The following is a 25,736-nucleotide window of genomic DNA, read 5'->3' on the forward strand; positions in this document are numbered from 1 at the left end:
TATGCTGATAATAATTCTGAAATTCATTGTATCCGCCGGTATTTGTATTTATCTTTTTTTACGAGTAACTGCTTACAGGAAGTCATCTCGGAAACTTATCAGCAATGTCCCAAAAGCAGAGGAGCCTCTTTATCGGCAGCAGCTTGAGAAAGATCTACACCATGCGCTCGAAAATGAAGAATTTTTTCTCGTATATCAACCACAGGTCGATGTTCCCAGACAGAAAATTGTGGGCGCTGAAGCATTGCTACGTTGGGAGCATCCCACATTCGGAATGATCTCCCCCGAGATTTTCATTCCTATCCTTGAAGAGACGGGGCTCATTTGTCCGATTGGTGAATGGGTGCTCCTCTCTGCCTGCAGACAGTTGAACAAATGGGAGGAGCATTTAACGTCAGCAATTCGTATTTCAGTAAACCTGTCCGTCAGGCAACTGATGATGGATGATATTCCAAGTATCCTCTCTGGAATTATACGTGAAACCAACGTAGATCCTCGCAGGCTGGAACTTGAAATTACAGAAAGCGGATTTCTGACACATACGGAGAGCATGATAGCAACCGTAGAAAGTATCAAAGCAACCGGTGTGAATATCGCGATAGATGATTTTGGAAGCGGACAATCTTCTTTAAGTTATTTTAAGTATTTTCCAATAGATACACTCAAAGTTGACCGGATCTTCATTCGTGAAATGATAAGCAGCAATTGTGATCAGGCGATTGTATCATCTTTAATCTTCCTGGCACACAATCTGGGTATGAAGGTCATAGCTGAAGGGGTGGAACGAATGGAAGAACTAGAGCTTCTGTCTGATTATAAATGCGATGAGATTCAAGGATTCCTGTACAGTAAGCCCTTAGCGGTGAGAGACTTTGAAGATTTACTGGCGTCCGAAGGGATTTTTAACTATGATTTGGTGCTACAGTAGTTAATTCCGGCCGGGCCTCCCAATGATTGGAGCTGTGGGAATCTGGATGCACTCTTATAAGATTACTAGTTTTCTGATAGAATACTCCTAGAGGCGCAATGCAAATTGTATGCACAAGGAGAGGTTACACATGAGCACAGTAACAGAAACTAAGGGCCGGGTAATGATCGTTGATGGAATGGCTCTGCTGTTCCGGGCTTTTTATGCTACCTCTTATGGAGGATATATCCGCAAGACCAGCGCCGGGCTTCCGACGAATGCGGTGTATGGATTTTTGCAGTATTTTTTCGACGCGGTGAGTACGTTTGAGCCTTCACATGTGGTCTGCTGCTGGGATATGGGCAAGGGTACGTTCCGTACGGAGAAGTATGACGGTTACAAATCGAACCGCATTGATGCGCCGCTGGAGCTGATTCCGCAGTTTGACCTCGTGAAAGAGGTAGTGGCCGAGCTGGGCGTGCCGAATATCGGTCTGGTTGGTTATGAGGCAGATGACTGCATCGGTACACTGGCTTCGTGCTACAGCGGGGAGTCAGAGGTCTATATTCTCACAGGTGACCACGATATGCTGCAGCTGGTGAATGACAGCGTCAAGGTCGTGATTATGAAAAAAGGCCGCTCCAACTATAAAGTGTATGATCCGGCGGAGCTCCTTGCTGAACGTGGCCTCACCCCTGCACAGGTGATTGACCTGAAGGGCTTCATGGGAGACACCAGCGACAATTATCCCGGCGTTAAGGGCATCGGTGAGAAAACAGCCACCAAGCTGCTGACCGAATACGGCACCGTGGAAGGTGTCATTGAGAACCTGCATCTGCTGCCCAAAGGCGTGCGGGCCAAAATCGAGGCTGACCTCGATATGCTGCATCTCTCGCGGGAGCTGGCGGAAATCCGCTGCGATGTGCCGGTGGTCTGCGAACTGGCGGACTGTCTGTGGGCACTGCAGCGGGATACTGCGGCACGCAAGTTCAATGAGCTGGAGTTCGGCAGCCTGATGCATCTGATCGGCGGGATCGCCGAGGTCCGGGATGACCGGGGAATCGTACAGATTGAACTCGGAGATTTGGGCTGAGAAGAGCTTAGTTATAGGCTTAGGCAGGCCAGAGCCTCCTGAATAAGCAGAAGACCCCTCGCGAAAGTCTCGCGATAGGGGTCTTTTTGTGTTATCCCTGACAACTGAATACCATATGCCGGGCTCAGATTACAATTCCGTCGCAGTGATCGATCTCATGCTGAATGATCTGCGCCGCAAATCCGGTGAAGGTCTGCTTCTGCGGTTTGAAATTACGGTCGAGGAACTCTACCTCAATGGAATCATAGCGCATAGTTCTGCGTACGCCATCATGTGAGAGACAGCCCTCCTCAGCCTCATAAGGACTGTTACGCCCCGTGATGACCGGATTAATCATGGGGACATTCACTGGTCCGATACTGAACGCGATGATGCGCTTATTGACACCGATCATATCAGCCGCCATGCCGACACACCGGTCTGCATTCGCGCGCAATGTATCCAGAAGGTCATCTAACACCGGCAGATCCTCTTTAGTTGCCGGTGTGGACTTCTGGCTTAGAATCGTCATATCTTTACATATGGGTCTGATCATAGTATTCTCCATGTGTTTTATTTGGTTGCCACTGCCATAATATCATCTTTTGTATGGACAGTGAAATGAATCTTGCCGGAACAATAATGTAAAGCCGTCAGACACTTTCGGGTATTTGGTGGTTTTTTGCAGTGTATTGGGTTCGGTTCAGCAGGGGCGGTATATCGTGTATGGTACGGAATTACAGATTTACTTTGCTTATTTGACAAGACTACTGTAGAATTAATAAGATATAATGGTAAAAATTGGAAACAAAAAAAGAGGGAGCATGCGTATGAAACTAAAATATCTAGGACTCACCGCAATTGTGCTGGTTTTCACGCTGTCTTTTTCAAGGATTTTGCTGCCCGCTTCAGCTGCGGTAATAGAAATGAATTTGGGTTCAGCAGCCACTTTCGGACTACTTGCAAAGACGATGACAACGGTTGAGACTTCCGTTTCCGGAAATACGGGAGCTATTACTCAGACCGTAATTCCACATATAACAAATGGGAATAATTATTTAGATGATAGTGTTTATCATGCTGCTGACATTGATTTGGGTAATGCCATTGTGTATGCGAATTCACAGGTGCCTACTGTTAATGGAACGGCTGGAGCAGATCTGGGAGGCGAAATCCTGCTGCCCGGTATATATAATTATCCGGGTGCAGTTAATATCAGTGCTGATGTAACGCTTAGCGGTGATGATATTTTTATCTTCCAAATTGCTGGGACATTGGATACAACGGCCGGTACGAAGATTCTATTAACAGACGGGGCACAAGCCTGTAATATCTATTGGGTGGTAAACGGGGCCGCGACACTCGCGGCAAATACGGAGTTCAATGGCAGTTTATTGAGTCAATCTTCAGCAACAACGGTTGGTATTAATACTATTATAAATGGCAGAATTCTGTCACAAGATGCAGTTACATTCACTGGCCCGGGCCCGTCTAACATTACTGTTCCGGCTTGTGTACAGGAGCCGCCTGTGGAACCACCGGTACAACCGCCAGTACCAGCTACGGCAACGCCAATACCAGCTACGGCAACGCCAGTACCAGCTACGGCAACGCCAGTACCGGCTACGGCAACGCCAGTACCGGCTACAGCAACGCCAGTACCGGCTCCGGCAACGCCAGTACCAGCTACGGCAATACCAATACCGGCCACGGCAAAGCCAGTACCGGCCACGGCAACGCCAGTACCAGCTCCGGTAACGCCAGTACCGGCCACGGCAACACCAGTACCAGCTACGGCAATACCAATACCGGCCACGGCAACGCCAGTACCAGCTACAGCAATGCCAATACCAGCTACGGCCACACCAATACCGGCTACAGCAATGCCAGGCCCCGCTGCTTCACCTGTCAACACTCCTGCTGCTTCATCTCCTGCGGAGCTGCCGGCAGTGCCTGCTTGGATTGTTGAAACGGAATGGGTTAAAGTAGGCTTACTTCCGGACGGGGATATGATTATTGATGCAAAGCTCCCTGATAATCAAGAAGAAACAGGAGTGTGGAATTTCGATCTGGGGGGGAAGTTATACAATATAGAAGGAACTGAAAGTGTCAATTATAGGATCGCTAAAGCACCGGTAGGGACTTATAATATTCTGGTGAGATTCACTTCCCATAACGGAACAGTGTTTAAGTTTGAGGCGGTTCCCGTATCTGTACCTACAGTCACCGGAGGCCAGCTTCCGGCTACCGCGACGCCGTGGTACAACTTGCTTCTCTCCGGATCTCTATTAACCATAATGGGAGGAGTAATCTTATGGAGGAGAAAGCTTCGTGAATAAACGGCACACTGAGCATAAAGTAAAAGCCGGAAAACAGATATACATTATCTCCCTGGGATCAATGATTCTGGGGATCTTGTCTATCTCTTGGGCCCTGATTCATATCCAGGCGCAAACCGTTCCCGTTGATTATAATGAGAATACTGATCGAATCCCAATTCAGGCTGATCTGCGCAATAGTGTAAAGAGCAGCATCGCCGTTCCGGTAGAAGGAAGCGATTCCAGCAGCATACCGCCGCAGGAGGATATCCTTTATCCCATAAGGCCGCTTGAAGGCGATGTTATCGGAAAGCTGAAAATTCCGGCTTTACAGCAAATTCTTCCGATTATACACGGGACAGACGAGGATGAGCTGGAGGAGGGAATTGGACATTTCTCGGAAAGCGTCCTGCCGGGTGAGAATAACAATTCGGTTCTATCCGGACACCGGGATACTGTCTTTGCTAAATTAGGCGAACTGGAAATAGGGAACGAGCTTGTCGTTGATACATCAGCGGGTTCTTTCACCTATAAGATAAGTACTATACGGATTGTTGATAAAGATGATAAAACGATTATTGTACCTACAGACCACGCTGTCCTAACCGTAAGTACCTGCTATCCCTTTCACTTTATCGGCGCGGCTCCCGACCGTTATATTCTCGTCGCAGACCTGATCGCTGAAGTCCGTTCCCCCACAACATGAAGATCTTTCGGCTTACCCTTATCCTTTGACAGCTCGGTGTCAAGGGATTTTTTTGGAGGGAAAACGGGTCTGACCACCCAAAGCAGTACTTTATCCTATGCGCCACTGCAGCGATGGATGGAAGGATTCTTAAGAAACGGTGCACGAGCCACTTAATTTAAAGATTGACGAACCAGCGGAAGCCTGACTATAATATTAATATAAGTGTTAAATGATTAACAAATATATTAACTTAAAGAGGAGCGTTAACTGAAATGGCAGAACGCATTTTACTGAACACTGACATCCGCAAAGGCACAATTAACCGCAACATCTACGGACATTTCGCTGAGCATCTGGGCCGCTGTATTTATGAAGGTATCTGGGTTGGCGAGGATTCACCGATTCCGAACACGAACGGTATCCGTAACGATGTGGTGGAAGCGCTTAAGGAAATGAAGATTCCCGTATTGCGTTGGCCGGGCGGCTGCTTCGCCGATGAATATCACTGGAAGGACGGCATTGGCCCAAGTGAAGAACGCAAGCGCATGATCAATACCCATTGGGGCGGTGCGGTTGAGAACAATCATTTTGGTACACATGAATTCATGCGGCTCTGCGCCATGCTGGAATGTGAGCCGTACATCAACGGCAATGTAGGGAGCGGAACGGTACAGGAGATGTCCGAGTGGGTTGAGTATCTGACCTTTAACGGTGTATCGCCGATGGCTGAGCTGCGCCAGAAGAATGGACAGGAAGAGGCCTGGAGTGTAGCTTACTTCGGCGTGGGCAATGAGAACTGGGGCTGCGGCGGCAATATGCGTCCTGAGTATTATGCTGACCTGTACCGCCAATATCAGACTTATGTGCGCAACTATGGGGATAACAAGATTCACCGGATCGCCTGCGGTGCGAACTCGGATGACTATAACTGGACCGAAGTACTGATGCGCGAAGCCACCCGCTTCATGGATTCGCTTACCCTGCATTACTACACCCTGCCGACTTCGGATTGGGCTAATAAAGGTGCGGCTACCGGCTATGGAACGGATGAATATTTCAACACATTGAAGAAGGCGCTGTTCATGGATGAGCTGGTTACCCGCCACAGTGTCATTATGGACAAATACGATCCGGACAAAAGAGTGGGCCTGATCGTTGATGAATGGGGCACCTGGTATGATGTGGAACCCGGTACGAACCCTGGATTCCTCTACCAGCAGAACACGATCCGTGATGCGCTGGTTGCCGGTCTGACCCTGAATATCTTCCACAAGCACAGCGACCGTGTACGGATGGCGAACATTGCCCAGACTGTAAACGTGCTGCAGGCTGTAATTCTGACCGAAGGCGAGAAAATGCTTCTGACTCCAACCTACCATGTATTCAATATGTATAAAGTACATCAGGATGCGGAGCTGCTGGATCTGACGATCGACAGCCCGGTTTACAGCTATGAGGGCGTGGAGATTCCTGAAGTATCTGCTTCAGCTTCCGTAACAGCAGAGGGCGTCATTCACGTCAGCCTGTGCAACCTGAATCACGCTGCACCGGCAGTATTGCCGCTGGAGCTGCGCGGACTGGCTGGACAGTCAGCAGCCGTAAGCGGCACTACACTTGCAGGGTCTTCCATCGATGCCCACAATACCTTCGGGCAGCCGGAAGCGGTAGTACCGCAGCCGTTCACCGCCTTCCAGCTTGAAGGCGACACGCTTACGGTTGAACTGCCGCCAATGTCGGTGACAGTACTGGCAATTACTCCGGGAGCTTAACGGGAGGGAGCGCAGCATGACTACAACCTCAGCATGCAAGGGATGCCGGGAAGAGTACAAGGTGACGGAAGCGCAGATTGCCCGGATTCTCGCCTCCTCCATGTTCAATCCGGAGAATACAGCCCCGGACGAAGTATACGCCGAGCGGGTTGCCCTATGCGGAGCTTGTCCCAAGCTGCAGGATGGCGTAACCTGCATTGCCTGCGGCTGTATTATACCGGTTGTAGCCCGGCTGAAGGCACGCGGCTGTCCGCTGCCGGGCGGCGGCCTGTGGCAGCCGGTGACTGGTTAAACTGCAAAGCTGTCCTGCAATACACCCGTAACCACAACAGCGGCAGCGGGGGACCTGAGCTTAAGGTCTCCCGCTGCCGCTGTTTGCTGCACCATCCTGTTTGGGTCATTCCGCCAGACTGGCACTTGCCGAAGCATCAACTGCATCTGTATAAAAGAGCTCAAACACAAGATCCTCGTTATAGTTGCCGAACCCCTTGCCGAATAAGGTAAGGCCGCCGATATGCTCCGCATCCTCTTCCACAGAGACCTTGAACGTCCACTGCTTATCACGGATACCGACCTGCTCCAGTGTAACCTCTGACAGCTTCTGACCGTCCATGAACGTGCCCGCCGGAGTAATCCTCAGCTGCTTAAGCAGTCCATATTGGTTGGTGAGCGCAGGCCACCAGGCAGGAGTGTATTTGCCCGGGCTGTCCCCGTAGTCGCCGGGGCTGGTCCAGAAACCGAGCCGCTGTCCGTTCAGTGTGAAGGTGATGTCGGAAGGCCAGTTATTATTGATGGACGGGGCTTCGGAGGCAATCTCCATCGTGATGACCAGCTCCTCAGGCTTCTGGCTGGACAGCAGGAAGTTCGGGATTTTATATTCCACGAATCCTTTGCCGAACCACAGGATGCCTGCATTCACCCGCTCCTGATCCCAGAAATACCGCGGATCGTCAAAGTTGCCGATTACCCGCTCGGTTGTAGATAATCCGCAGGTCGGTTCAATCTGGAAATCAGAGTAGTGGCCCACGGGTATTTCCTTACGGTAGCCTCTGCGCTGTGTTCTGGCTTGTCCAGGGAAAATAATCTCAGCACTCTCGGCGGCCAGTGTACAAATCTTCTGTAGTCCGCTGCGCCCGGGAGCCATGTGGCTGCGGATCAGTCCGGCAGCTTCCAGCTTGCGCACATGCATCGTCATAATGGCACTGCTGAGCTTCAGCGCCCCGGCCAGTTCCTTGACGTTCATAGGCTGTTCGGACAGGAGCCGCAGCATCTGCAGGCGCACAGCACTGGATAACGCTTCGTACACGGGTAAAGATTGGTCGGTTAGATCAAGTTTCATGCGCTGCCTCCACGTTCAGGTTATATAGTTAATAATTATATTACTCAAATGACATTCTTACAAGCAAATGAACGCTGCCTTACAAGCAAATGAATACTGCGCCTCGCAGCCGCTCCAATTTTATCACAGACATGCAGAGCCTGTTCCGCTATGATGTAGGATGGATTAGCGATGTAACAAGGTGCTCTTGCCGGATCAGGCAAGGGATAACAGGGAATCGGGTGCAAGTCCCGAGCGGTCCCGCCACTGTAAGGAAGAGCTGAACTTCATGATGTCACTCGGGGAGAACCCCGGGGAAGACGAAGGATATAGCGCCCGTATTCCAAGCCAGGAGACCTACCTTGATTACGCACACCACGACTCTACGCGGATAGGAGCGGTGTACGGATAGGTTAATGAGATGAAGCGATGTGCCTGCAGGACCGGAGGGAATCTTGAAGATCAAGATCAGAGCCGGTTCAATGTTATGCAGACACAGCGTTGAGCGGCCCATGCGGAGCGACCGGGTGCAGAACCCCTTGTTGGCGCACGGCAGTGCTCTCTATCGAATCATACCTGCGTACATACACTCCCACCCTGAAGGGCGGGAGTTTTTTGGGTTTGCTATATTAAAGAAACTTGGAGGCTGACAAATGAAGAAACGCGGATTTTGGAGTTTTGCGGCGCTGATTGCCGGATTTACAGTGTACTTTATGCTGAATGAACCGGGAACGGCCCAGGCTATGCACATTATGGAAGGGTTTCTGCCGGTAGGCTGGGCCGTGTTCTGGTGGGTGGCGTTCTTACCGTTCTTCATACTCGGGATTATCAGGCTTAGATCGATGACCAGGGAGAATCCGGAGCTGAAGCTGCTGCTCGGTCTGGCAGGGGCGTTCACCTTCGTCTTATCGGCGCTCAAAATGCCTTCCGTTACCGGAAGCAGCTCGCATCCTACAGGTACCGGACTTGGCGCAGTTATGCTGGGACCGTTGCCGATGGGCGTGATCGGCTCGATCGTGCTGTTGTTTCAGGCGCTGCTTCTGGCGCACGGGGGGATCACTACGCTGGGGGCGAATGCGTTCTCGATGGCGGTCGCGGGGCCTTTTGCCGGATATGCAGTCTATAAGCTGATGATGAAGCTGCCGGACCGCGAGAAGCTGGCCTTATTCTGTGCAGCGGCGGTTGCCGATCTGATGACTTATGTAGTGACTTCCTTCCAGCTTGCGGTGGCTTTTCCGGCTGCGGATGGCGGAGTCCTGGCGTCTTTTCTCAAATTCGGGGGGATCTTTGCCGTGACGCAGATTCCGCTGGCCATCAGCGAAGGGCTGCTGACCGTATTATTGTGGAACTGGCTGAAATCGTACAGTCCGAATGAAATGTCGCTCCTGAAACGTAAGGTCAAAGGGGGAAATGCATAATGAGCAATAAATGGAAAAATGGATTGATGCTGCTGGCTGTTGTCCTGCTGTGTGTCTTGCCGCTGCTGTTCGTGAGTGGTGATTTCGGCGGGGCCGATGATGCTGCCGAGGGTGTGATCACAGAGATTAACCCCGAATATGAACCCTGGTTCAAGCCGCTGACCGAGCTTCCGGGTGAGACGGAGAGTATGCTGTTCGCATTGCAGGCGGCGATTGGCGCCGGGGTGATCGGATATTCACTGGGGCTGCTGAAAGGGAAACAAGGCCAGGCGAAGCAGAACAGCATCAGCAAGTGATCAGACGAATTGATGTCCTTTCTTATAATAATGCCTTGAGGCAGCTGTCTCCCATGTGGAAAAGCTCGTTCGCGGCACTGATGTTCCTGCTCTCCTATACCGTGCATCCGGTGCTGCAGCTTGTGATTACGCTGTGGATGATGTCCTGGTGCATCCTGCATGCCAAAATTCCCTATCGCGCCTACGGGCTGTTGTTTGGCACGGCGCTGCTGTTCTATTGCCTTAGTGTACCGGCGCTGCTCGTGGAATTCGGCCACCCGGCTGCCGGGGAAGCTGGCATATTCCGGATTTCGGGGCCGCCTCTTCCGGTGTATATCACGGCAGCAGGGCTGGAGCGGGCCGGTGAACTGCTGGCCAGAATCTCGGCCTGCATGAGCTGCTTCTTCTTCCTGATGTTCACCACCCCGTTCAGCGAGCTTCTGCAGGTGCTGCGCAAGCTGCGTATGCCGCAGATTGTGCTGGAGCTGATGCTGATCATGTACCGCTTCCTGTTCCTGCTGAATGATGCGGCGCACGGGCTGATGCTGGCCCGGAGGCTGCGCGGCGGCCGCAGAGGGTATAAGGCCAGGCTGCGGGAGACTGCGGCCATGACCGCGGCCCTCTTCGGCAATACGATGCACCGTTATTACGGATTGTCGCAGGGGCTGCTGACCCGCGGGTTCACGGGGGAGATCATTCTGCCGCCGTATACCGCGCGGCCTGTGCCGCGGCGTTATGCGGTCCGGGCGTATGCCGGGATCGCTGTGCTGGCGCTGGCGCAGCTTTGGCTGTGGCTGCGGGGTTGAATTTAAGATTTTAGTGCAGGAAATCTGCTGGCTTTGTTGAAATCATGCCCAAAGTACAACAATTTCCCCGGAATATCGGATGTATTCCAAGATTGTTGTACAAAAGGCAGCATTTCACTTCATTTAGTTGGCTCTGAGGGAAGATTGTTGTATTCCATACAACAATCCCCCAGAAGGCCGGAGTATCCAGGATTCAAAGCTGTAAAACGTACAACATTTATCCGATACCGCTTTGCCAAATCACATTAGAGGAGTACGTCATGGACATGGAATATAGTCTGGCTTTTGACGGGGTGGTGTTTCATTACCCGGATACGAAGGAAGCCGCGCTGCGTGAACTAACCATCTCCATTCCCAAAGGCCGCAAAACGGCGGTGCTCGGCCACAATGGTTCGGGCAAATCGACCCTGTTCCTGCATGCTGTCGGCATTCTGCGTCCACAGAAGGGTACGGTTCAGCAGGGAGGCAGGACATTGTCCTATGCCAAAAAAGAGCTGGCCGCGCTGCGGCGCAGTGTGGGTCTTGTTTTTCAGGACCCGGAGCAGCAGCTCATATTGAGCACACCTCTGGAGGATGTGTCCTTCGGGCTGCGGGGAACGGGGATGGACGAAGCCGCAATAGCTGAGCGCTGCCGCAGTGTCATGGAACTGCTGAACCTGACGGAGCTGAGTGACAAACCGGTTCACCAGCTTAGCCTGGGGCAGAAAAAACGCACCGCACTCGCCGGAGTAATGGCGATGGAGCCGGAGCTGATCCTGCTGGATGAGCCGACCTCGTATCTGGACCCGTTATCCGAGACACAGATGCTCCAGGGTCTTGATCTTATACATGAAAAAGGCACAACCGTAGTTATGGCTACGCATGATATGAACTTGGCGTACCGCTGGGCGGACTGGATTATCGTACTGGATCAGGGGAGGTGCCGGGCTGAGGGGACGCCGGAGGAGATTTTTGCCGGGGCGGAAGAATTGCAGGCCATCGGCCTCGGTCTGCCGCTGCTGGCCGACTTGTGGTACAGCCTGCCTGCACGGCACACCGCCGGCCAGCCAGCCCCCCGCACGGCGGGAGATTTCAAAGCTGTACTAAACAGGCTGCTGAATAGTTAATACAGGTATTCATGAACGGGGGAAGAAGGATGAAGAAACAAGGCAAGCTGCTGATTATCGGCTTCGGTCCCGGAGCGCTGGAGCATATTACCGGCCGGGCGCTGTCTGCTCTCGAAGAGAGTGAGGCTGTAATCGGCTATAACACTTATGTGGATCTGATCAAACCGCTGCTGCGGCATCAGGAGATTGTCGGCACCGGCATGACCGAAGAGGTCAGCCGGGCGCAGGAGGCCGTCCGCCGAGCCGAGGACGGCCAGACCATTGCCGTAATATCCAGCGGCGATGCCGGTGTATACGGCATGGCGGGTCTCGTCTACGAGGTGCTGATTGAACGGGGCTGGAACCGGGCTGACGGAGTAGAGGTCGAGGTGATCCCCGGAATATCGGCGATCCAGTCCTGTTCTTCCCTGCTGGGAGCGCCGATCATGCATGATTCCTGCACAATCAGCCTCAGCGATCATCTTACCCCGTGGGAGAGCATTGCCGCGCGTGTAGAAGCGGCGGGCGCTGCGGATTTCGTGATCGCCTTCTATAACCCTCGCAGCGGCAAGCGGACGCGCCAGATTGAAGAAGCACGCAATATCCTGCTGCGTTACCGTGATCCTTCCACGCCGGTCGGCATTGTCAAAAGCGCCTACCGTGACCGTCAGCAGACGATCGTCACTACGCTGCAGGAGATGCTGGAGCATGAGATCGGCATGCTCTCTACGGTTGTCGTCGGCAACTCCGCGACGGTGGTCTACGAGGGTCTAATGGTTACGCCGCGCGGATACGAGCGCAAGTACAATCTAGGTGCACAGACGCAGGCGCTGAAGCCGCATGAGCGGCTGCGCACTGCGGCCGAACCTTGGTCGCTGGCTGCGGCGGAGAGTGTGGCGGCTGAGGCGGGACGGTCTGAAGGGACAGCGGTGGAGAGTGTGGCTGCTGAGGCGGAGCGGATAGATGGAGCAGTGGCACCGGGTGCAGCTGCCGGTGAAACCGGACAGGTAGAGCGATTGGTGTCAGAGAGAATGGCTCCAACTGACGGGGGACGGACGGAGGAGGCTGCGGTGCTAAGCCTGGCAGCGTCTGCGCGCGTGGAGCGTCCACGTATTCCTGCAGTTCAGCTGGCGGAACACGCTGATGAAACCTTCGAGCTGGAGGTTTCTCCTGTCATCGGCAGCCGCAGATTCAGCGGTATCCAGATGAAACTGCTGGCGGAGCTGGCAGGCGATGAGGGGCAGCTGATCTATACGAAGGACGGACATTTTCTGCTGCGGAGCCATCCGGGTCACCGTGCTGAGGTGGCGGCGAAGCTTACAGAGGCAGGACTGAGCGTTAGTATACCCGGTGATTATGTGAAAGTAAAAACCTGCGGGTTCTGTGAATTGCGGAGAAGCGGCGCTTTAAGCGCGGCGGTCCGCCTGCATACCCTGCTGCACGGGCTCGCTGTACCCAAAGAGCTGCATATCAGCGTGGCGGGCTGCGGAATGGCCTGCAGCTCGGCTGTTCTGGATGACATCGGGCTGGTCCTTTCGCGGGGCAGCTATGAGCTCTATCTGGGCGGCAAGAAGTCGGGCCGGGGAGCGCATGCCGGCACTCTGGTCCGGGAAGGTATGGATGAAGATGAAGCCGTGGCTGCTGTAGCAGCGGCAGTAGAGCATTATACTGCGCAAGGCCGGGAGAAGGAGCGGTTTCATGCTTTTTATGAACGGATGGGCAGTATTGAAGAACAGGTGAACAGCACTGCAGGAAGTATAGATAATAATGACAGCATAGAGGGAGTACGCATGATGAGAACCGTATTACTGGTTGGACACGGCAGCCGGATTCAAGCGGGAAATGATGAGCTGCTGCAATTCACCAGCCAGCTAGCCGCCCGCAAGCCGGAGCTTAAGTTTGAGACCTGCTTCATAGAGCTAGCCTCACCTTCAATCGCGGGCGGAATTGCCAAATGCGTGGAGGGCGGTGCGACGCAAATTTATATTGTGCCGATTATATTGTTCGCGGCGGGCCATTCCAAGCTGGATATTCCTATGGCGATCGATGAAGCCAAGCTGAAATATCCGGGGGTGGAGTTTGTATACGGGCGTCCGCTGGGTGTTCAGGAGCGGGCTGTCGATATTGTGCTGGACCGGATACGGGAAGCTGAACCGCTTTCTGCTTCTGTGAAAGACAGTAATGAAGCCGGAGCTGCAGACTTGAGTTTGCAGGAAGCCCAAGCCTGTACAACATCTGCAGCAGAGGATAAGGATACCATCGTGCTGCTTATGGGGCGCGGGGGCAGTGATCCGGATGCCAACAGTGATTTCTATAAGCTGGGCCGGCTGCTATGGGAAAGAACGTCTTACCAAAGCGTTGAAAGCTGCTTCATCGCCATCACGAAGCCGTCGCTTCCGGATGGGCTTGAACGCTGCCTGGCACTGGGTGCGCGTAAGATTATAGTTGTGCCGTATCTGCTGTTCACCGGAGTGCTGATGAAGCAGTTCGCAGAAATGGTTTCTCATTTCGCCGCAGAGCATCCGGAAATTGAAGTGCAGCTCGGCCGCCAGCTCGGCACGCACCCGCTGCTTGTGGATATGCTTACAGAGCGCATTGAGGAGACGATGGAGGGACAGTCTTTCAGCAATTGCGATAACTGCAAGTACCGTGATGAAGCGGCATTGCACCACCACCATCATCATCACCATGGTGAGGAGGGGCATGGACATGGGGATCATGGGCACGGGCATCACGGGCATGAACATCATGGGCATGAGCACGGGGAACATGATCATGGACACCACGATCATCAGGAACACGATCACGGGGATCACGCACATGGAGGACATGGGCATGAGCATCACGGACACGGGCATCACGGTCATGGGCATCATAGGCATGGGCATCACGATCGCGCGGATCATGACCATGGGCATCAAGACCGGCATGATGTAACCGGAACAGCGGCTCCGGCAGACAACCGGGATCTGCGCCAGCCGCGATGATCTTCATGCTGTGCGGCACCAGCGATGCCCGGGAGCTGGCCCTGAACCTGTCGCGACAAGGCCTGCCGCTGCAGGCCTCTGTCGTAACGCCCAGTGCGGCTGAACGGCTGGAAGCCGCAGCAATCCGCTCCCGGGTCGGCAGGCTGGATAAGCCGGCCATGATCTCGCTGCTGCAGGAGGGCGGCTATCGTGCAGTAGTGGACGGCAGCCATCCTTTTGCGCTGGAGGCACACGCCAATGCTATGGGCGCGGCTGCAGCGCTGGGCCTGCCCTATTTTCGCTACGAGCGGCAAAGTCTTATCTATGACAGCCACCCCCGGCTGATCGTTGTGCATTCCTATGAAGAGGCTGCGCGCAAGGCCAGGGAACTCAAGGGTTCCGTTATGCTGACGACCGGCGGCAAGACACTTGAGGTGTTTGCGGAAGCGCTGCTGGGAGATCCGGATATCCGGCTGACGGTCAGACTGCTGCCCTGCCTGGAGAATATGGAGAAATGCCTGTCCCTTGGCATTGAGCAGCGGAATATTATTGCGCTTCAGGGCCCTTTTAGCAGAGAGATGAACGAGGCACTTTACCGGCAATATGGCACACAGGTGATGATTACCAAAGAGAGCGGGGCGGAAGGCTCGGTGGATGAGAAGCTGCATGCCGCGCTGGATATGGGGCTTTACGTCATTTTAATTATGCGGCCGGAGCTGAGCTTTGGAGAGAGCGGGAAGGTGTTTGACTCTTTTGACGAGATTACGGAGGCCGTGAGAACTGCGCTGCAAATGAACAAGGAGGGGTAACTGTGGATTTTGGTACGGATTTCAAGCCGGTGACAGTACAGCCGCAGGAAATAGAAGGTCTGAGTTTTCAGATGATTACTGAAGAGATTGGTGAACATTCCTTTAGCAGGCTGGAGTACAAAATAGTACAGCGGATCATTCATGCTTCTGCCGATTTTGAGCTGGGGCGCAGTCTTGTTTTTCACCCGCGGGCGATTGAGGCGGGGATCAGCGCCATTCTGCAGGGCAAGCCGATTATTGCCGATGTGCGGATGGTGGAGGCGGGCATTGCCAAGGAGCGGATTCAGCGGTACGGCGGGGAAGTCAGGGTTCATATTTCTGATCCGGATGTGATGGAAGAAGCGAAGGCGCTCGGGACTACACGGGCCATTATGGCTACGCGCAAAGCTTGTGCACAGGCTCCGGGAGGGATCTATGTGATCGGCAACGCGCCGACTGCCCTGCTGGAACTGATTCGTCTGGTAAAAGAAGGCACAGCGCAGCCGGGTCTTGTCATCGGCATGCCGGTCGGATTCGTCTCGGCAGCGGAATCCAAGGATGAGCTGCGCAAGCTCGACATTCCTTACATCACGAATATCGGCCGCAAAGGCGGAAGCACAATCGTCGTTGCAGCGGTCAACGCACTGAGTCTGCTGGCGGTCCGCCGGGCTGCGGGCGAATTAAATTAGGTCTGCGTCAGGTATAAGCGGGATCTGCGTTAGCGCTGGGCCAAAACTCTATAAGGTTGGGTCTGAGCGGGTTTTGAACAGGATATGAACAAGTTCTAATCCATATGTCTAGGCTTATGAGGTATGCTTAACTGCACTTTGTACAACTAAAACGTCTGATTTACAACCAATTATCCGTTTAGCTGTATTTCGTACAATTAAACTACTGTTTTTTGCTTGTTCTCACCCATTTGGGCAGATTTAGTTGTACAGAGTACAGTTATAAGATGCTAGCCTACCTTTTCGCTGATTTTAATTGCACATTATACAACTATTATGGAATTTTCACTTGGAACTGAATACATCAATGACTGCATTGTTGATTGAACTCGCTTATTTAATTGTTGGCGTGTCTAAATATATCTACGATGCTCCAAATAGGTTGCATATCATCACAAAGAGGGATTGCCATGAGCGAGGAAACAGCAGACAACCGGGCAGATCAGAATAGGAGGAAACGGAGGTGAAGCATGATAATGAGTCCGCGGCAGAGTACACTGCAAAGCGGGCGTCTGAGAAGAATGCGGAGTACGCAGCGAATCGCGAGCCTGAGCATGATGCGGAGTACGCAGCGAATCGCGGGCATGAGCATGATGCAGAGTCCGCAGCGAATCGCGGGCATGAGCATGATGCAAAGTATGCAGCAAAACGAGAATCGGAAAATATTGAAGAATACTGCCGTACCCTTGCAGGAGCTGAACCGCAACCCCAGCTGCAATCGCAACCTCAGCTGCAATCGCAACTGCAACTGCAACCGCAATTGCAACCGCAACCTCAGCAGCGACCGCAAGCACAGCCAACATCTCCTGCCCTATCCCGGCTGGCAGGGACGGACACAGCTGCGGAGTCCGGCGGTGACTCAGGAGGTGCGGAACCAGGCGGTCTGTCATCGTCACCTTCCGCTGCTCCTGCCTCCTCAACTCCTGCTGCCCCTCTGCGCAGGGGCTACACCACAGGTGCTTGTGCCGCCGCCGCAGCCAAGGGTGCGGCACTGCTGCTGATTACAGGCGACAGGCTTCCCGCTGTGGATATTGATCTCCCGGCGGGCTTCCGGCATTCCTTTGAACTTACAGGCTGGCAGTGCGAAGGAGCGGACTCGGCAATCTGTGCCACGGTCAAGGATGCCGGAGATGATCCGGATGCGACGCATCAGGCCTGGATTGAAGCAGCGGTGAGCTGGCTGGATCACCCCGGTGTGGAGATCGACGGCGGCCGTGGCGTCGGCCGGGTGACGAAGCCTGGGCTGCCGGTGCCCGTCGGAGCAGCGGCGATTAATCCGGTGCCGCGGCGGATGATACTGGAGGCGGTGTCCGGTGTGCTGGAGGAGCATGGCGCGGCGCGGGGGATGCGGGTGGTCATCAGCGTGCCGGAAGGCGAAGCGATTGCCCTAAGAACGCTGAACCCGCGGCTCGGCATCATCGGCGGCATTTCTATCCTCGGCACGCGGGGCGTGGTTACCCCGTTCTCCACCGAAGCCTACAAGGCGAGTGTGGTCCAGGCGATTTCGGTTGCGGCCGCGACGGGGAACGGGCAGATTATTCTGACCACCGGCGGCAGCAGTGAGAAATATGCGATGGCGATGTTTGCCGGGCTTCCGGAGGAAGCTTTTATCCAAATGGGGGAGTATGTAGGCTTCTCTTTGGAGCATGCCAAGGCCTATGGGATCAAGAAAGTTACCTTTGTGGGCATGGCCGGTAAATTCTCCAAGGTCGCTCAAGGTGCCATGCTGATCCACTCGAAGAACGCACCTGTTGACTTCGGATTTCTGGCAGCCGTGGCGGCGGAGGCCGGGGCAGATGACAAGCAGGTGAAGGAGATTGCCGCCGCCAATACTGCCTCGCAGGTGGTGGATATGATGACCGAGGCTGGGAATTCCGCTTTTTTTGAGAGCCTGTGCCGGCATGCCTGTGAACAAAGTCTGAAGCATATGAACGGGGGCATGGTTGTGGAAATGGTATTGATGACGATGAAGGGCCGAGTGCTGGGAAGGGCGGAGATCTGTGGGTAACCTGATCTATGTTATCGGTATCGGTGAGGATGGCGCCGGCGGCCTGACACCGGATAGCTTAAGCAAAGTGAATAACAGTGAGGTGCTGCTCGGCGGAGAACGGCAATTGAATTTTTTTGGCGGATATACCGGTGAGAAAATCATTCTGCAAGGCGGGCTGAAGCCCTTTACAGATAAGCTGGAGGGATTGTGGAGGGAGCGGCGGACCGTGGTTCTGGCCTCGGGGGACCCGCTCTTTTTTGGCATCGCGGGGTATCTTGTCCGCAAGTTCGGGCCGGAGCATGTTGAGGTTATTCCGCACTATAGCAGTGTGCAGCTCGCGTTTGCCCGGCTGGGGGACAGCTGGCAGGATGCCGAGCTGATCAGTCTGCACGGGCGCCCCATCCAGGGACTGGCCCAGCGCATAGACGGCAAGCACAAGGTGGCTCTGCTAACGGACGAGAGTAATACGCCTGCGGTAATTGCCGCTTATTTGCGTGAGTTCGGGATGATGGAATATGAAGCGTTTGTGTGCGAACGGCTGGGGGGAGCGGAAGAAATCTGCCGCTTCTGGACGCTGGATGAGATGGAGACCAGTGAATTTGCGGCGCTGAATGTAGTTATCCTGCGCAGAAAGCCGGGAACCGGCTCAACTTTGCGGCGCGGCTTCGCTTATCCGGATGAGCAGTTCCAGCAGCGGAAGCCGGAGAAAGGCCTCATCACGAAACGTGAGGTCCGGGCTCTCGTCCTGTCCGAGCTGAATCTGTCCGAGGATGCGGTGGTATGGGATATCGGCTCCGGCTCCGGTGCGGTTGCGGCGGAATGTGCGCGGATTGCCCGGCTCGGCAAGGTCTATGCCCTGGAAAAGGGAGCGGAAAATCTGCCGAACATGGAAGCGAACCGCCGGAGGTTCCGCGCCGATTTCCAGATCATACATCAAAAAGCGCCGCAGGGCCTGGAGAGTCTGCCGGATCCGGATGGAGTGTTCATCGGCGGCAGCGGCGGGGAGCTGGCGGATATTATCGCGCTCTGCGCCGCGAGACTCCGGCCGGAAGGGCGGATTGTCGTTGGAGCGATCACCATTGAGACGCTATATGGAAGCATGGAGGCGTTGAAGCAGGCAGGCCTGGATTGCGGGGTAACTATGCTTCAGGCATCACGCGGTAAGCCGATTCTCGGCATGACCCGGTTCGAGGGTATGAATCCCGTGTATGTGGTTAGTGGACGGAAGAGTTGAGGCTGATCAGAACAGAACAGATTAGATCAGATTAGATCAGATTAGATTAGATTAGATATTCAGATATAAGGAAGCAAGAAGCGAGCAGAAACAAAGGAGGAATACGCGATGAAGACCCATGTAACGGAGGCGAGTCAGCAGGCAGTACAGGCTGTGGACGGGCAGGAAGCACCTGAGGGAGAAGGAATTGCCGCTGAAACGCAGCTGGCAGAAGCGGCAATGCAGGCCGCAAGTGCGCTCTATGATGCTATGGATGAGGAAGAGCTGAAGCTGGAGGAAAGGCTGACTCCCCGGGCGATCGGGACGTTGTACGGTGTCGGTGTCGGCCCCGGTGATCCGGAGCTGATTACACTCAAGGCCTGCCGGCTGCTGCGGGAATGTCCGGTGATTGCCTACCCGGCAACCAAAAAAGGCGGCAAATCCTACGCCCACGAAATCATCGAGATGCATGTGAAGCCGGATGAGAAAATCATGCTCGGACTGATCTTCCCGATGACGAAAGATCCGGTGCTGCTGGCAGGCGGCTGGAACCGCACTGTGGAGCTGTGCTGGAGTGAGCTGAAGCAGGGCCGGGATGTGGCTTTTGTGACGGAGGGTGACCCTAATCTGTTCAGCACCTTTATTCACCTGGCCCGGTTAATGCAGGAGCTGCATCCCGGTGTACCGATCGTCTCCATACCGGGGATTTCCTCGGTGCTGGGTGCGGCTGCTGCCCTGGAGCAGCCCTTGGCGGACGGAGATCAGCGGGTGGGAATCATCCCGGCGACAGATGACCGTGAGGCACTGAAGGAAGCGCTGCTGCATCACGAGACGGTGGTATTCCTCAAGGTGGCCAAGGTGCTGGATCTGGTGCTGGATGTGCTGGATGAGCTGGGACTGTCCGGCAAAGCATCCGTCGTTACCAAGGTAACCTCGCCTTACGAAACGGTATGGCGCGATGCGCGGGATCTGCGGGGCAAGGAGCTGGAGTACTTAAGTCTGATGGTGGTGAGCAAATGACAGATATCGTGCTCGAACCTAAAGTATACATTGTGGGTGCCGGACCCGGCGATCCTGAGCTGATTACGGTAAAAGGCAGCCGGATTCTGCGCTCAGCGGACCTGGTGCTCTATGCCGATTCTCTGGTCAGTGAGGAGCTGATCCACAGTGTGAAGCCCGGTGCAGAGGTACTGCGAAGCTCGGGGCTGGATCTGGAGCAGCAGGTGGAGCTGATGGCGGCAGCAGTACAGTCTGGTAAAAGCGTAGCCCGCGTCCACACGGGCGACCCGTCCATGTACGGCGCGATTCTGGAGCAGATGTCACTGCTGAAGCTATGCGGCGTCCGCTATGAAATCGTGCCGGGTGTAAGCTCGGTCTTTGCATCCGCTGCGGCGCTTGGTGCAGAGCTGACCGTGCCTGATCTGACACAGACGGTAATTCTGACCCGTGCGGAAGGACGCACACCGGTGCCGGAGCGCGAGCAGCTGCGCAAGCTGGCTGAGCATCACTGTACAGTGGCGCTGTTTCTTAGTGCCTCCCTGGCCGGGCATGTGACCGGGGAATTCCTGGCTGCTGGCTGGAGCCCGGATACACCGGTAGCTGTAGTGAAGCGGGCGACTTGGCCGGATCAGCAGATTCTGCGGACAACGGTGCAGAATCTGGAAGCAGATCTGCGTGGAGCGGGCATCACCATGCATGCCATGATCCTGGCCGGCTGGGCGCTGGACCCCGGGCTGACAGACCGCGATCAGCACCGCTCCAAGCTCTATGACAAGGCATTTACCCATGGCTGCCGGGAAGGAATTGGCTCTGGTGAGTAAGCGGCGGTATGCAGCGGTCGCGATCACGCGAAACGGCATCGGGCTGGCGCTGAAGCTGGGAGCGATGCTCGGGGAGACGGAGGTCTTTTGTTATGCCAAGTATAGCGGCGGGCTGGAGATGCGGGCTGGGGAGATATCGCTTTTTGAGGGGCCGGTAAAAGATTTACTCCCCCGGCTCTTCCGGGATTATGAGGGGGTTATTCTGTTCTTCTCACTGGGCGCCGCGGTCCGGCTGATTGCTCCGCTGCTGCAGGACAAAAGAACCGATCCTGCCGTCATCGTCATTGATGAGCGCGGGGAGCATGTCATCAGCATGCTGTCCGGCCACCTCGGGGGGGCCAACAGACTGACGCTGCAGATCGCCGGGCTGCTCGGCAGTCATCCGGTAATTACAACGGCTTCCGATGTGCAAGGCACCTTCGCTGTGGATCTGCTTGGCCGGGAATACGGCTGGCACGCAGACAGCTTTACCGGTATGAAAAGTGTCAGTGCTGCGCTCGTCAACGGGGAAGCGGTAGCTTTTGTCCAGGAGAGCGGAGAGCCGGGCTGGCTGCCGCCGGAGGCAGTGCTGCCGGAGCATGTACGCGTATTCGCCAGCAGGGATGAGCTGCGAAGCAGCGGCTTCCGCTTCAGCGCAGCGATCGTGGTGAGTGACCGGCTGCCGGATCAAGATGAGCCGGAGGAGGCCGTGCTTGCTGAATGCGCTGTAGTCTATCGTCCGCGCAGCCTGGTGCTCGGTTTGGGCTGTAACCGTGGAACCACTGCGGAAGAGCTTGAAGCTGTAGTGCTGCATACGCTGGCAGAACTCAGGCTATCGCTCTACAGTGTGCGGAATGTGGCTACTGCCGGGATTAAGGGCGATGAGGCCGGATTGCTGGCTCTCTGTGCCAAATACGGCTGGGAGCTGGCGTTGTATTCACCGGACCAGTTGAACACGGTCACCCTGGACAATCCTTCGGAGGTAGTGTTCAGAGCGACCGGAGCGTACGGAGTCTGTGAGCCTGCCGCACTGTTATCTTCAGGTGCGCAGGTGCTCCTGCAGCGCAAACATAAAAGCGGAAATGTGACAATCGCCGTAGCGCGGGTTGTCTATGCCGGTTAGAGCGGGGGAGAAGCGGTGAGAGAGACATGGAATGAAATGAAGGACCGGGAGCCGTTCTTGCAGACACGCCCGCGTTTTGTAGTAGCAGGCACGGGCAGCGGCTCCGGCAAAACAACGGTCACACTGGGACTGATGAGGGCGTTTGCCCGGCGCGGCCTGAGGGTACAGGGCTTCAAATGCGGGCCAGACTATATCGATCCTGCGTATCATACTGCAGTCACTGGCCGTTCTTCCCGCAACCTGGACTCCTGGATGACTTCAAGCAGCTATCTGCAGGAATATTTCCTGCGCGTATCGGAGGATGTGGATCTGTCAGTCATCGAAGGTGTGATGGGGCTGTATGACGGCAAAGAGGACACAGCACTCACCGGATCAACGGCAGAAATCGCCATCCTGACGGACAGTCCGGTGCTGCTTGTAGTCGATGTCCGCAGCATGGGACGCAGTGCTGCGGCCATTGTGCTCGGCTTTCAGCAGCTGGAGCCGGAGCTGCGGATTGCTGCGGTTATAGTGAACCGCTGCGGCAGTGAGGGCCATTACCGGATGGTCCGGGCAGCGATTGAAGCGGCCTGCGGCATTCCGGTCATCGGCTGGCTGCCGCGCGACGGTGGTCTCGATATCCCGGAGCGGCATCTGGGTCTGCTTCCCGCTGTGGAGCGCGGAGAGCTGGAGCCTTTGTTCGAGCATGCCGCCGACCTGCTGGCGGAAGGCACCGATCTGGAGCGGCTGCTGGAGCTTGCCGCTGCTGCGCCTGCATTGCAGTATCCGCCGGAACCGGTTGCGGCGCTGCAGGCGCAAGGGCCCTCGCAGGGCTGCCCGGGTATACTGGAGCCGGGAATGCCGGGGTTTACGGCGACTGAGACTCCGGGTTTGGGCAGCACGCCGGCAATGGAGCCTGCATCACAGGAGCGGCCTGTGTCAGCAGGGCCAACCTTGTCTTCACCGGCAGCACGGATAATGCCGGCGGATACGAACAGGCCGGCACACCGTCCTGTCCAGCCGGTTATAGCCATAGCCCGGGATGCGGCGTTCAATTTCTATTACGCCGACAATCTGGAGCTGCTCGAGCGCGCAGGTGCGCGGCTGGTTATGTTCAGCCCGATGAGCGGAGAGGGAATCCCGCCGGAAGCCGATGGAATCTATATCGGCGGCGGGTTTCCGGAAGAATTCGCTGCTGTGATTGCAGCGAATTCGCTCTTCCTGGACGGCGTAAGAGCTGCAGCTGCAGACGGAATGCCGCTGTATGCGGAATGCGGCGGCTACATGGTGCTGGCCCGCAGCCTGACCGACCGCTCCGGCGCTGTGCATGAGATGGCCGGGATCATTCCGGCGCACACCGTAATGCAGGAACGCCGCGCCGCGCTCGGGTACCGTGAGGTGACAGCCCTTCACGATTGCCTGCTGCTGAAGCAGGGCGGGCGACTGCGCGGCCATGAATTCCATTATTCCGGCATGAGCTACATTCCCGGCGAAGCCAGGACTTATGCCTATGAGAGCAAAGGCAGAGGAGGGAGTCAGCCGGAAGGGTATATCAGCGGCAACATTATGGCTGCTTATGCGCATATTCATTTGGCGTCCCATTTCCCGGCCGCCGGGCGGCTGGTGGAAGCCTGCCGCACTTATCGGGAACAGAAGAAGCAAGCGGAGCAGCGGCTCAAACTTTAGCCCCATCTCTTCTACTCTAATAGATATAGATGGCTGGGGATTACCTCTTTTCTTTCTCGGATGTTGGTTTTTTAAGCTATATCTTTGGGGATTTTGGGAAGTTCTTCTTTTTATATGCTAAAAAACCAGTATAAGCAAGGCATACATTCCACCCGGTTGGCTTTACGATGGCGCAATGTACTTAGTTTTTTCGCATACATTCCTCCCGTTTGGCTTACGATGGCACAATGTACTCGGTTTTTCGCATACATTTTATCCGTTTGGCTTTACGATGGCGCAATGTACTCGGTTTTTCACATACATTCCCCCCGTTTGGCTTACGATGGCACAATGTACTCGGTTTTTCGCATACATTTCCCCCGTTTGGCTTGACGATGACGCAATGTACTCGGTTTTTCGCATACATTCCATCCGTTTGGCTTTACGATGGCGCAATGTACTCGGTTTTTCGCATACATTTCTCCCGTTTGGCTTGACGATGACGCAATGTATTCGGTTTTTCGCATACATTCGGCTCCTCTGTCTATTGTTTCCCTTCAATCCACTAATCGGGGGATGGATCAGAATAAATTCTGGCCACAGCCGTCTTTGATTGGTTATGCAGTGACCACAAAGGGCTCAAATTGTATAATCTTTTTTAACGGCATACAGTGTGTCAACCGCTTGTCATACATCTGTAAGCCTCGTATAATAGGATCAAGAGAGCGCTTTATTACCCTGCTGGCAGGTTACCGGCTTATTTTTTATCAGGGGATAGATTGGATTATATGCTGCTGAATTTCAAAGTCTGGAAGCAATCACTTAATGATGGTAATGGAGAAGGGAGCACGCTGCAGTGAAATTGTTGGGAGCGATTGAAGCAGGAGGAACAAAGTTTGTATGCGGAATCGGGAATGAGGACGGGACGATTATCGACCGGGTGAGCTTTCCGACCACAACCCCTCAAGAAACGATGGGGCTGGTATTAGATTACTTCTCCGCTAAAGAGGTGGAGTCCATTGGCATCGGTTCATTCGGACCGATTGACCCGGTGATCGGCAGCCCTACTTACGGATATATTACAACCACACCGAAACCCCACTGGGGCGGATATAATCTCGTTGGAGCCGTGACGGAGCAGCTTGATGTTCCGGTCGGTTTCGATACAGATGTGAACGGAGCCGCCCTGGGCGAGTACACTTGGGGAGCAGCCCAAGGGCTGGATAGCTGCCTCTATATCACAGTAGGCACCGGCATCGGCGCCGGTGCAGTGGTCGGCGGGAAGCTGATCCACGGGCTGTCCCACCCTGAGATGGGACATATTCTGGTCCGCCGCCATCCGGAAGATCACTATGAAGGCTTCTGCCCTTATCATGGCGATTGCCTGGAAGGTCTGGCGGCCGGTCCGGCTATCGGCAAGCGCTGGGGCAAGCCTGCGGGCGAGCTGCTATCGGATCATCCGGCCTGGGCGATGGAGGCCCACTATCTGGCCCACGCCCTGATGAACTATGTGCTGATCCTATCGCCGCAGAGAATCGTGATGGGCGGCGGCGTGATGAAGCAGAGCCAGCTCTTCCCGCTGATCCATACCAAGCTGCAGGAATTGCTTGGCGGATATGTGCAGCATCCGGCGCTGAATGAAGCCATCGGCAGCTATATTGTCCCTCCTCAGCTCGGGGATAATGCTGGACTCTCCGGTGCGCTTGGCCTTGCGAAGCTGGCGCTTGACGGACAGTAGAATATCCTATAAAAAGGCATTGACTGTTTCGCAATATGTGGTATCCTAGGTTTTAACAGTATAGCATTTAAGAGGAAGCACCTCTTTCACG

23 protein-coding genes and 1 riboswitch are annotated in these 25,736 nt (G+C 54.8%); of the genes, 20 read left to right on the plus strand and 3 right to left on the minus strand.

Features of this window, described 5'->3' with window-relative positions; genetic code table 11:
- The first annotated feature begins 1 nt into the window (after position 1).
- Positions 2-928: an EAL domain-containing protein gene (locus tag NSU01_RS09640; protein WP_052421746.1), complete on the plus strand. Its 927-nt coding sequence runs from the start codon at positions 2-4 to the stop codon at positions 926-928.
- A gap of 130 nt (positions 929-1,058) precedes the next feature.
- On the plus strand, positions 1,059-2,000 hold the full coding sequence (locus tag NSU01_RS09645) for a 5'-3' exonuclease H3TH domain-containing protein (protein WP_042135106.1): 942 nt from the start codon (positions 1,059-1,061) through the stop codon (positions 1,998-2,000).
- A 124-nt stretch (positions 2,001-2,124) separates the two neighbouring features.
- On the opposite strand, the gene NSU01_RS09650 is transcribed toward NSU01_RS09645, so the two are convergent.
- Together NSU01_RS09650 and NSU01_RS09655 are read right to left on the minus strand one after the other, a co-directional pair.
- Positions 2,125-2,535 carry a peptide deformylase gene (locus NSU01_RS09650; RefSeq protein WP_076242645.1) on the minus strand — a complete coding sequence of 137 codons (411 nt, stop codon included), beginning with the start codon at positions 2,533-2,535 and terminating at the stop codon, positions 2,125-2,127.
- Positions 2,536-3,378: 843 nt separating this feature from the next.
- On the minus strand, positions 3,379-3,894 hold the full coding sequence (locus tag NSU01_RS09655; protein WP_339302999.1) for a hypothetical protein: 516 nt from the start codon (positions 3,892-3,894) through the stop codon (positions 3,379-3,381).
- Positions 3,895-3,928: 34 nt separating this feature from the next.
- On the opposite strand from NSU01_RS09655, the gene NSU01_RS09660 reads away from it, so the two are divergent.
- From NSU01_RS09660 to NSU01_RS09675, 4 genes are all read left to right on the plus strand, one after another.
- Complete coding sequence (locus NSU01_RS09660; protein ID WP_039303263.1) at positions 3,929-4,318, plus strand: LPXTG cell wall anchor domain-containing protein; 390 nt, start codon at positions 3,929-3,931, stop codon at positions 4,316-4,318.
- On the plus strand, positions 4,311-5,003 hold the full coding sequence (locus NSU01_RS09665; protein ID WP_076242647.1) for a class D sortase: 693 nt from the start codon (positions 4,311-4,313) through the stop codon (positions 5,001-5,003). Before NSU01_RS09660 ends, NSU01_RS09665 begins: the two co-directional genes overlap by 8 nt.
- Before the next feature lie 254 nt (positions 5,004-5,257).
- Entirely contained in the window at positions 5,258-6,754 is a 1,497-nt protein-coding gene (locus tag NSU01_RS09670; protein WP_076242648.1) for an alpha-N-arabinofuranosidase, read from the plus strand.
- A 16-nt stretch (positions 6,755-6,770) separates the two neighbouring features.
- Positions 6,771-7,046 (plus strand): DUF6171 family protein, encoded by a 276-nt coding sequence (locus NSU01_RS09675; RefSeq protein ID WP_042135112.1) that lies wholly within the window; start codon positions 6,771-6,773, stop codon positions 7,044-7,046.
- Positions 7,047-7,151: 105 nt separating this feature from the next.
- Here NSU01_RS09675 and NSU01_RS09680 read toward each other — a convergent pair whose 3' ends face one another.
- Entirely contained in the window at positions 7,152-8,093 is a 942-nt protein-coding gene (locus NSU01_RS09680; RefSeq protein ID WP_042135114.1) for an ArsR family transcriptional regulator, read from the minus strand.
- Between the two features lie 162 nt (positions 8,094-8,255).
- Positions 8,256-8,452, plus strand: a riboswitch (cobalamin riboswitch).
- 273 nt (positions 8,453-8,725) lie between these two features.
- On the opposite strand from NSU01_RS09680, the gene NSU01_RS09685 reads away from it, so the two are divergent.
- From NSU01_RS09685 to NSU01_RS09750, 14 genes are all read left to right on the plus strand, one after another.
- A complete protein-coding gene (locus NSU01_RS09685) occupies positions 8,726-9,490 on the plus strand; it encodes an energy-coupling factor ABC transporter permease (RefSeq protein WP_042135116.1) in 765 nt (254 codons plus the stop codon).
- Positions 9,490-9,786 carry an energy-coupling factor ABC transporter substrate-binding protein gene (locus NSU01_RS09690; protein WP_042135118.1) on the plus strand — a complete coding sequence of 99 codons (297 nt, stop codon included), beginning with the start codon at positions 9,490-9,492 and terminating at the stop codon, positions 9,784-9,786. Before NSU01_RS09685 ends, NSU01_RS09690 begins: the two co-directional genes overlap by 1 nt.
- Positions 9,783-10,571, plus strand: a complete 789-nt coding sequence (gene cbiQ / locus NSU01_RS09695; RefSeq protein WP_076242649.1) for a cobalt ECF transporter T component CbiQ — start codon at positions 9,783-9,785, stop codon at positions 10,569-10,571. Before NSU01_RS09690 ends, cbiQ begins: the two co-directional genes overlap by 4 nt.
- Positions 10,572-10,831: 260 nt before the next feature.
- Positions 10,832-11,677 (plus strand): ABC transporter ATP-binding protein, encoded by an 846-nt coding sequence (locus tag NSU01_RS09700; RefSeq protein WP_144025968.1) that lies wholly within the window; start codon positions 10,832-10,834, stop codon positions 11,675-11,677.
- Between the two features lie 29 nt (positions 11,678-11,706).
- Positions 11,707-14,643, plus strand: a complete 2,937-nt coding sequence (gene cobJ, locus NSU01_RS09705) for a precorrin-3B C(17)-methyltransferase (protein ID WP_076242650.1) — start codon at positions 11,707-11,709, stop codon at positions 14,641-14,643.
- On the plus strand, positions 14,640-15,431 hold the full coding sequence (gene cobK / locus NSU01_RS09710) for a precorrin-6A reductase (RefSeq protein ID WP_042135121.1): 792 nt from the start codon (positions 14,640-14,642) through the stop codon (positions 15,429-15,431). The genes cobJ and cobK overlap by 4 nt, the downstream gene beginning before the upstream one ends.
- Before the next feature lie 2 nt (positions 15,432-15,433).
- Positions 15,434-16,099 (plus strand): precorrin-8X methylmutase, encoded by a 666-nt coding sequence (locus NSU01_RS09715; protein ID WP_042135123.1) that lies wholly within the window; start codon positions 15,434-15,436, stop codon positions 16,097-16,099.
- 922 nt (positions 16,100-17,021) lie between these two features.
- Entirely contained in the window at positions 17,022-18,146 is a 1,125-nt protein-coding gene (locus NSU01_RS09720) for a cobalt-precorrin-5B (C(1))-methyltransferase (RefSeq protein WP_076242845.1), read from the plus strand.
- Complete coding sequence (locus tag NSU01_RS09725; protein WP_042135125.1) at positions 18,139-19,362, plus strand: bifunctional cobalt-precorrin-7 (C(5))-methyltransferase/cobalt-precorrin-6B (C(15))-methyltransferase; 1,224 nt, start codon at positions 18,139-18,141, stop codon at positions 19,360-19,362. The genes NSU01_RS09720 and NSU01_RS09725 overlap by 8 nt, the downstream gene beginning before the upstream one ends.
- 249 nt (positions 19,363-19,611) lie before the next feature.
- Positions 19,612-20,361: a precorrin-2 C(20)-methyltransferase gene (cobI, locus tag NSU01_RS09730; RefSeq protein WP_042140913.1), complete on the plus strand. Its 750-nt coding sequence runs from the start codon at positions 19,612-19,614 to the stop codon at positions 20,359-20,361.
- A gap of 5 nt (positions 20,362-20,366) precedes the next feature.
- Positions 20,367-21,161, plus strand: coding sequence for a precorrin-4 C(11)-methyltransferase (gene cobM / locus NSU01_RS09735; RefSeq protein WP_076242846.1), 795 nt, complete (start codon positions 20,367-20,369; stop codon positions 21,159-21,161).
- A 64-nt stretch (positions 21,162-21,225) separates the two neighbouring features.
- Positions 21,226-22,263: a cobalamin biosynthesis protein gene (locus NSU01_RS09740; protein ID WP_336102661.1), complete on the plus strand. Its 1,038-nt coding sequence runs from the start codon at positions 21,226-21,228 to the stop codon at positions 22,261-22,263.
- 36 nt (positions 22,264-22,299) lie between these two features.
- Positions 22,300-23,928, plus strand: coding sequence for a cobyrinate a,c-diamide synthase (locus tag NSU01_RS09745; RefSeq protein ID WP_076242847.1), 1,629 nt, complete (start codon positions 22,300-22,302; stop codon positions 23,926-23,928).
- Positions 23,929-24,763: 835 nt separating this feature from the next.
- Positions 24,764-25,645, plus strand: a complete 882-nt coding sequence (locus NSU01_RS09750; RefSeq protein ID WP_076242652.1) for an ROK family protein — start codon at positions 24,764-24,766, stop codon at positions 25,643-25,645.
- Positions 25,646-25,736: the final 91 nt, after the last annotated feature.

Source organism: Paenibacillus sp. FSL H8-0259 (assembly GCF_037963255.1).
GTDB lineage: Bacteria > Bacillota > Bacilli > Paenibacillales > Paenibacillaceae > Paenibacillus_AQ > Paenibacillus_AQ phytohabitans.

Coding starts and splice junctions, on each gene's coding strand:
- NSU01_RS09690 (WP_042135118.1), top strand. CDS start 9,490: ATGAGCAATAAATGGAAAAATGGATTGATGCTGCTGGCTGTTGTCCTG.
- NSU01_RS09700 (WP_144025968.1), top strand. CDS start 10,832: ATGGACATGGAATATAGTCTGGCTTTTGACGGGGTGGTGTTTCATTAC.
- cobK (WP_042135121.1), top strand. CDS start 14,640: ATGATCTTCATGCTGTGCGGCACCAGCGATGCCCGGGAGCTGGCCCTG.
- NSU01_RS09685 (WP_042135116.1), top strand. CDS start 8,726: ATGAAGAAACGCGGATTTTGGAGTTTTGCGGCGCTGATTGCCGGATTT.
- NSU01_RS09745 (WP_076242847.1), top strand. CDS start 22,300: ATGAAGGACCGGGAGCCGTTCTTGCAGACACGCCCGCGTTTTGTAGTA.
- NSU01_RS09680 (WP_042135114.1), bottom strand. CDS start 8,093: ATGAAACTTGATCTAACCGACCAATCTTTACCCGTGTACGAAGCGTTA.
- NSU01_RS09670 (WP_076242648.1), top strand. CDS start 5,258: ATGGCAGAACGCATTTTACTGAACACTGACATCCGCAAAGGCACAATT.
- NSU01_RS09740 (WP_336102661.1), top strand. CDS start 21,226: ATGCTCGGGGAGACGGAGGTCTTTTGTTATGCCAAGTATAGCGGCGGG.
- NSU01_RS09645 (WP_042135106.1), top strand. CDS start 1,059: ATGAGCACAGTAACAGAAACTAAGGGCCGGGTAATGATCGTTGATGGA.
- NSU01_RS09675 (WP_042135112.1), top strand. CDS start 6,771: ATGACTACAACCTCAGCATGCAAGGGATGCCGGGAAGAGTACAAGGTG.
- cobI (WP_042140913.1), top strand. CDS start 19,612: ATGGATGAGGAAGAGCTGAAGCTGGAGGAAAGGCTGACTCCCCGGGCG.
- cobJ (WP_076242650.1), top strand. CDS start 11,707: ATGAAGAAACAAGGCAAGCTGCTGATTATCGGCTTCGGTCCCGGAGCG.
- NSU01_RS09650 (WP_076242645.1), bottom strand. CDS start 2,535: ATGATCAGACCCATATGTAAAGATATGACGATTCTAAGCCAGAAGTCC.
- NSU01_RS09640 (WP_052421746.1), top strand. CDS start 2: ATGCTGATAATAATTCTGAAATTCATTGTATCCGCCGGTATTTGTATT.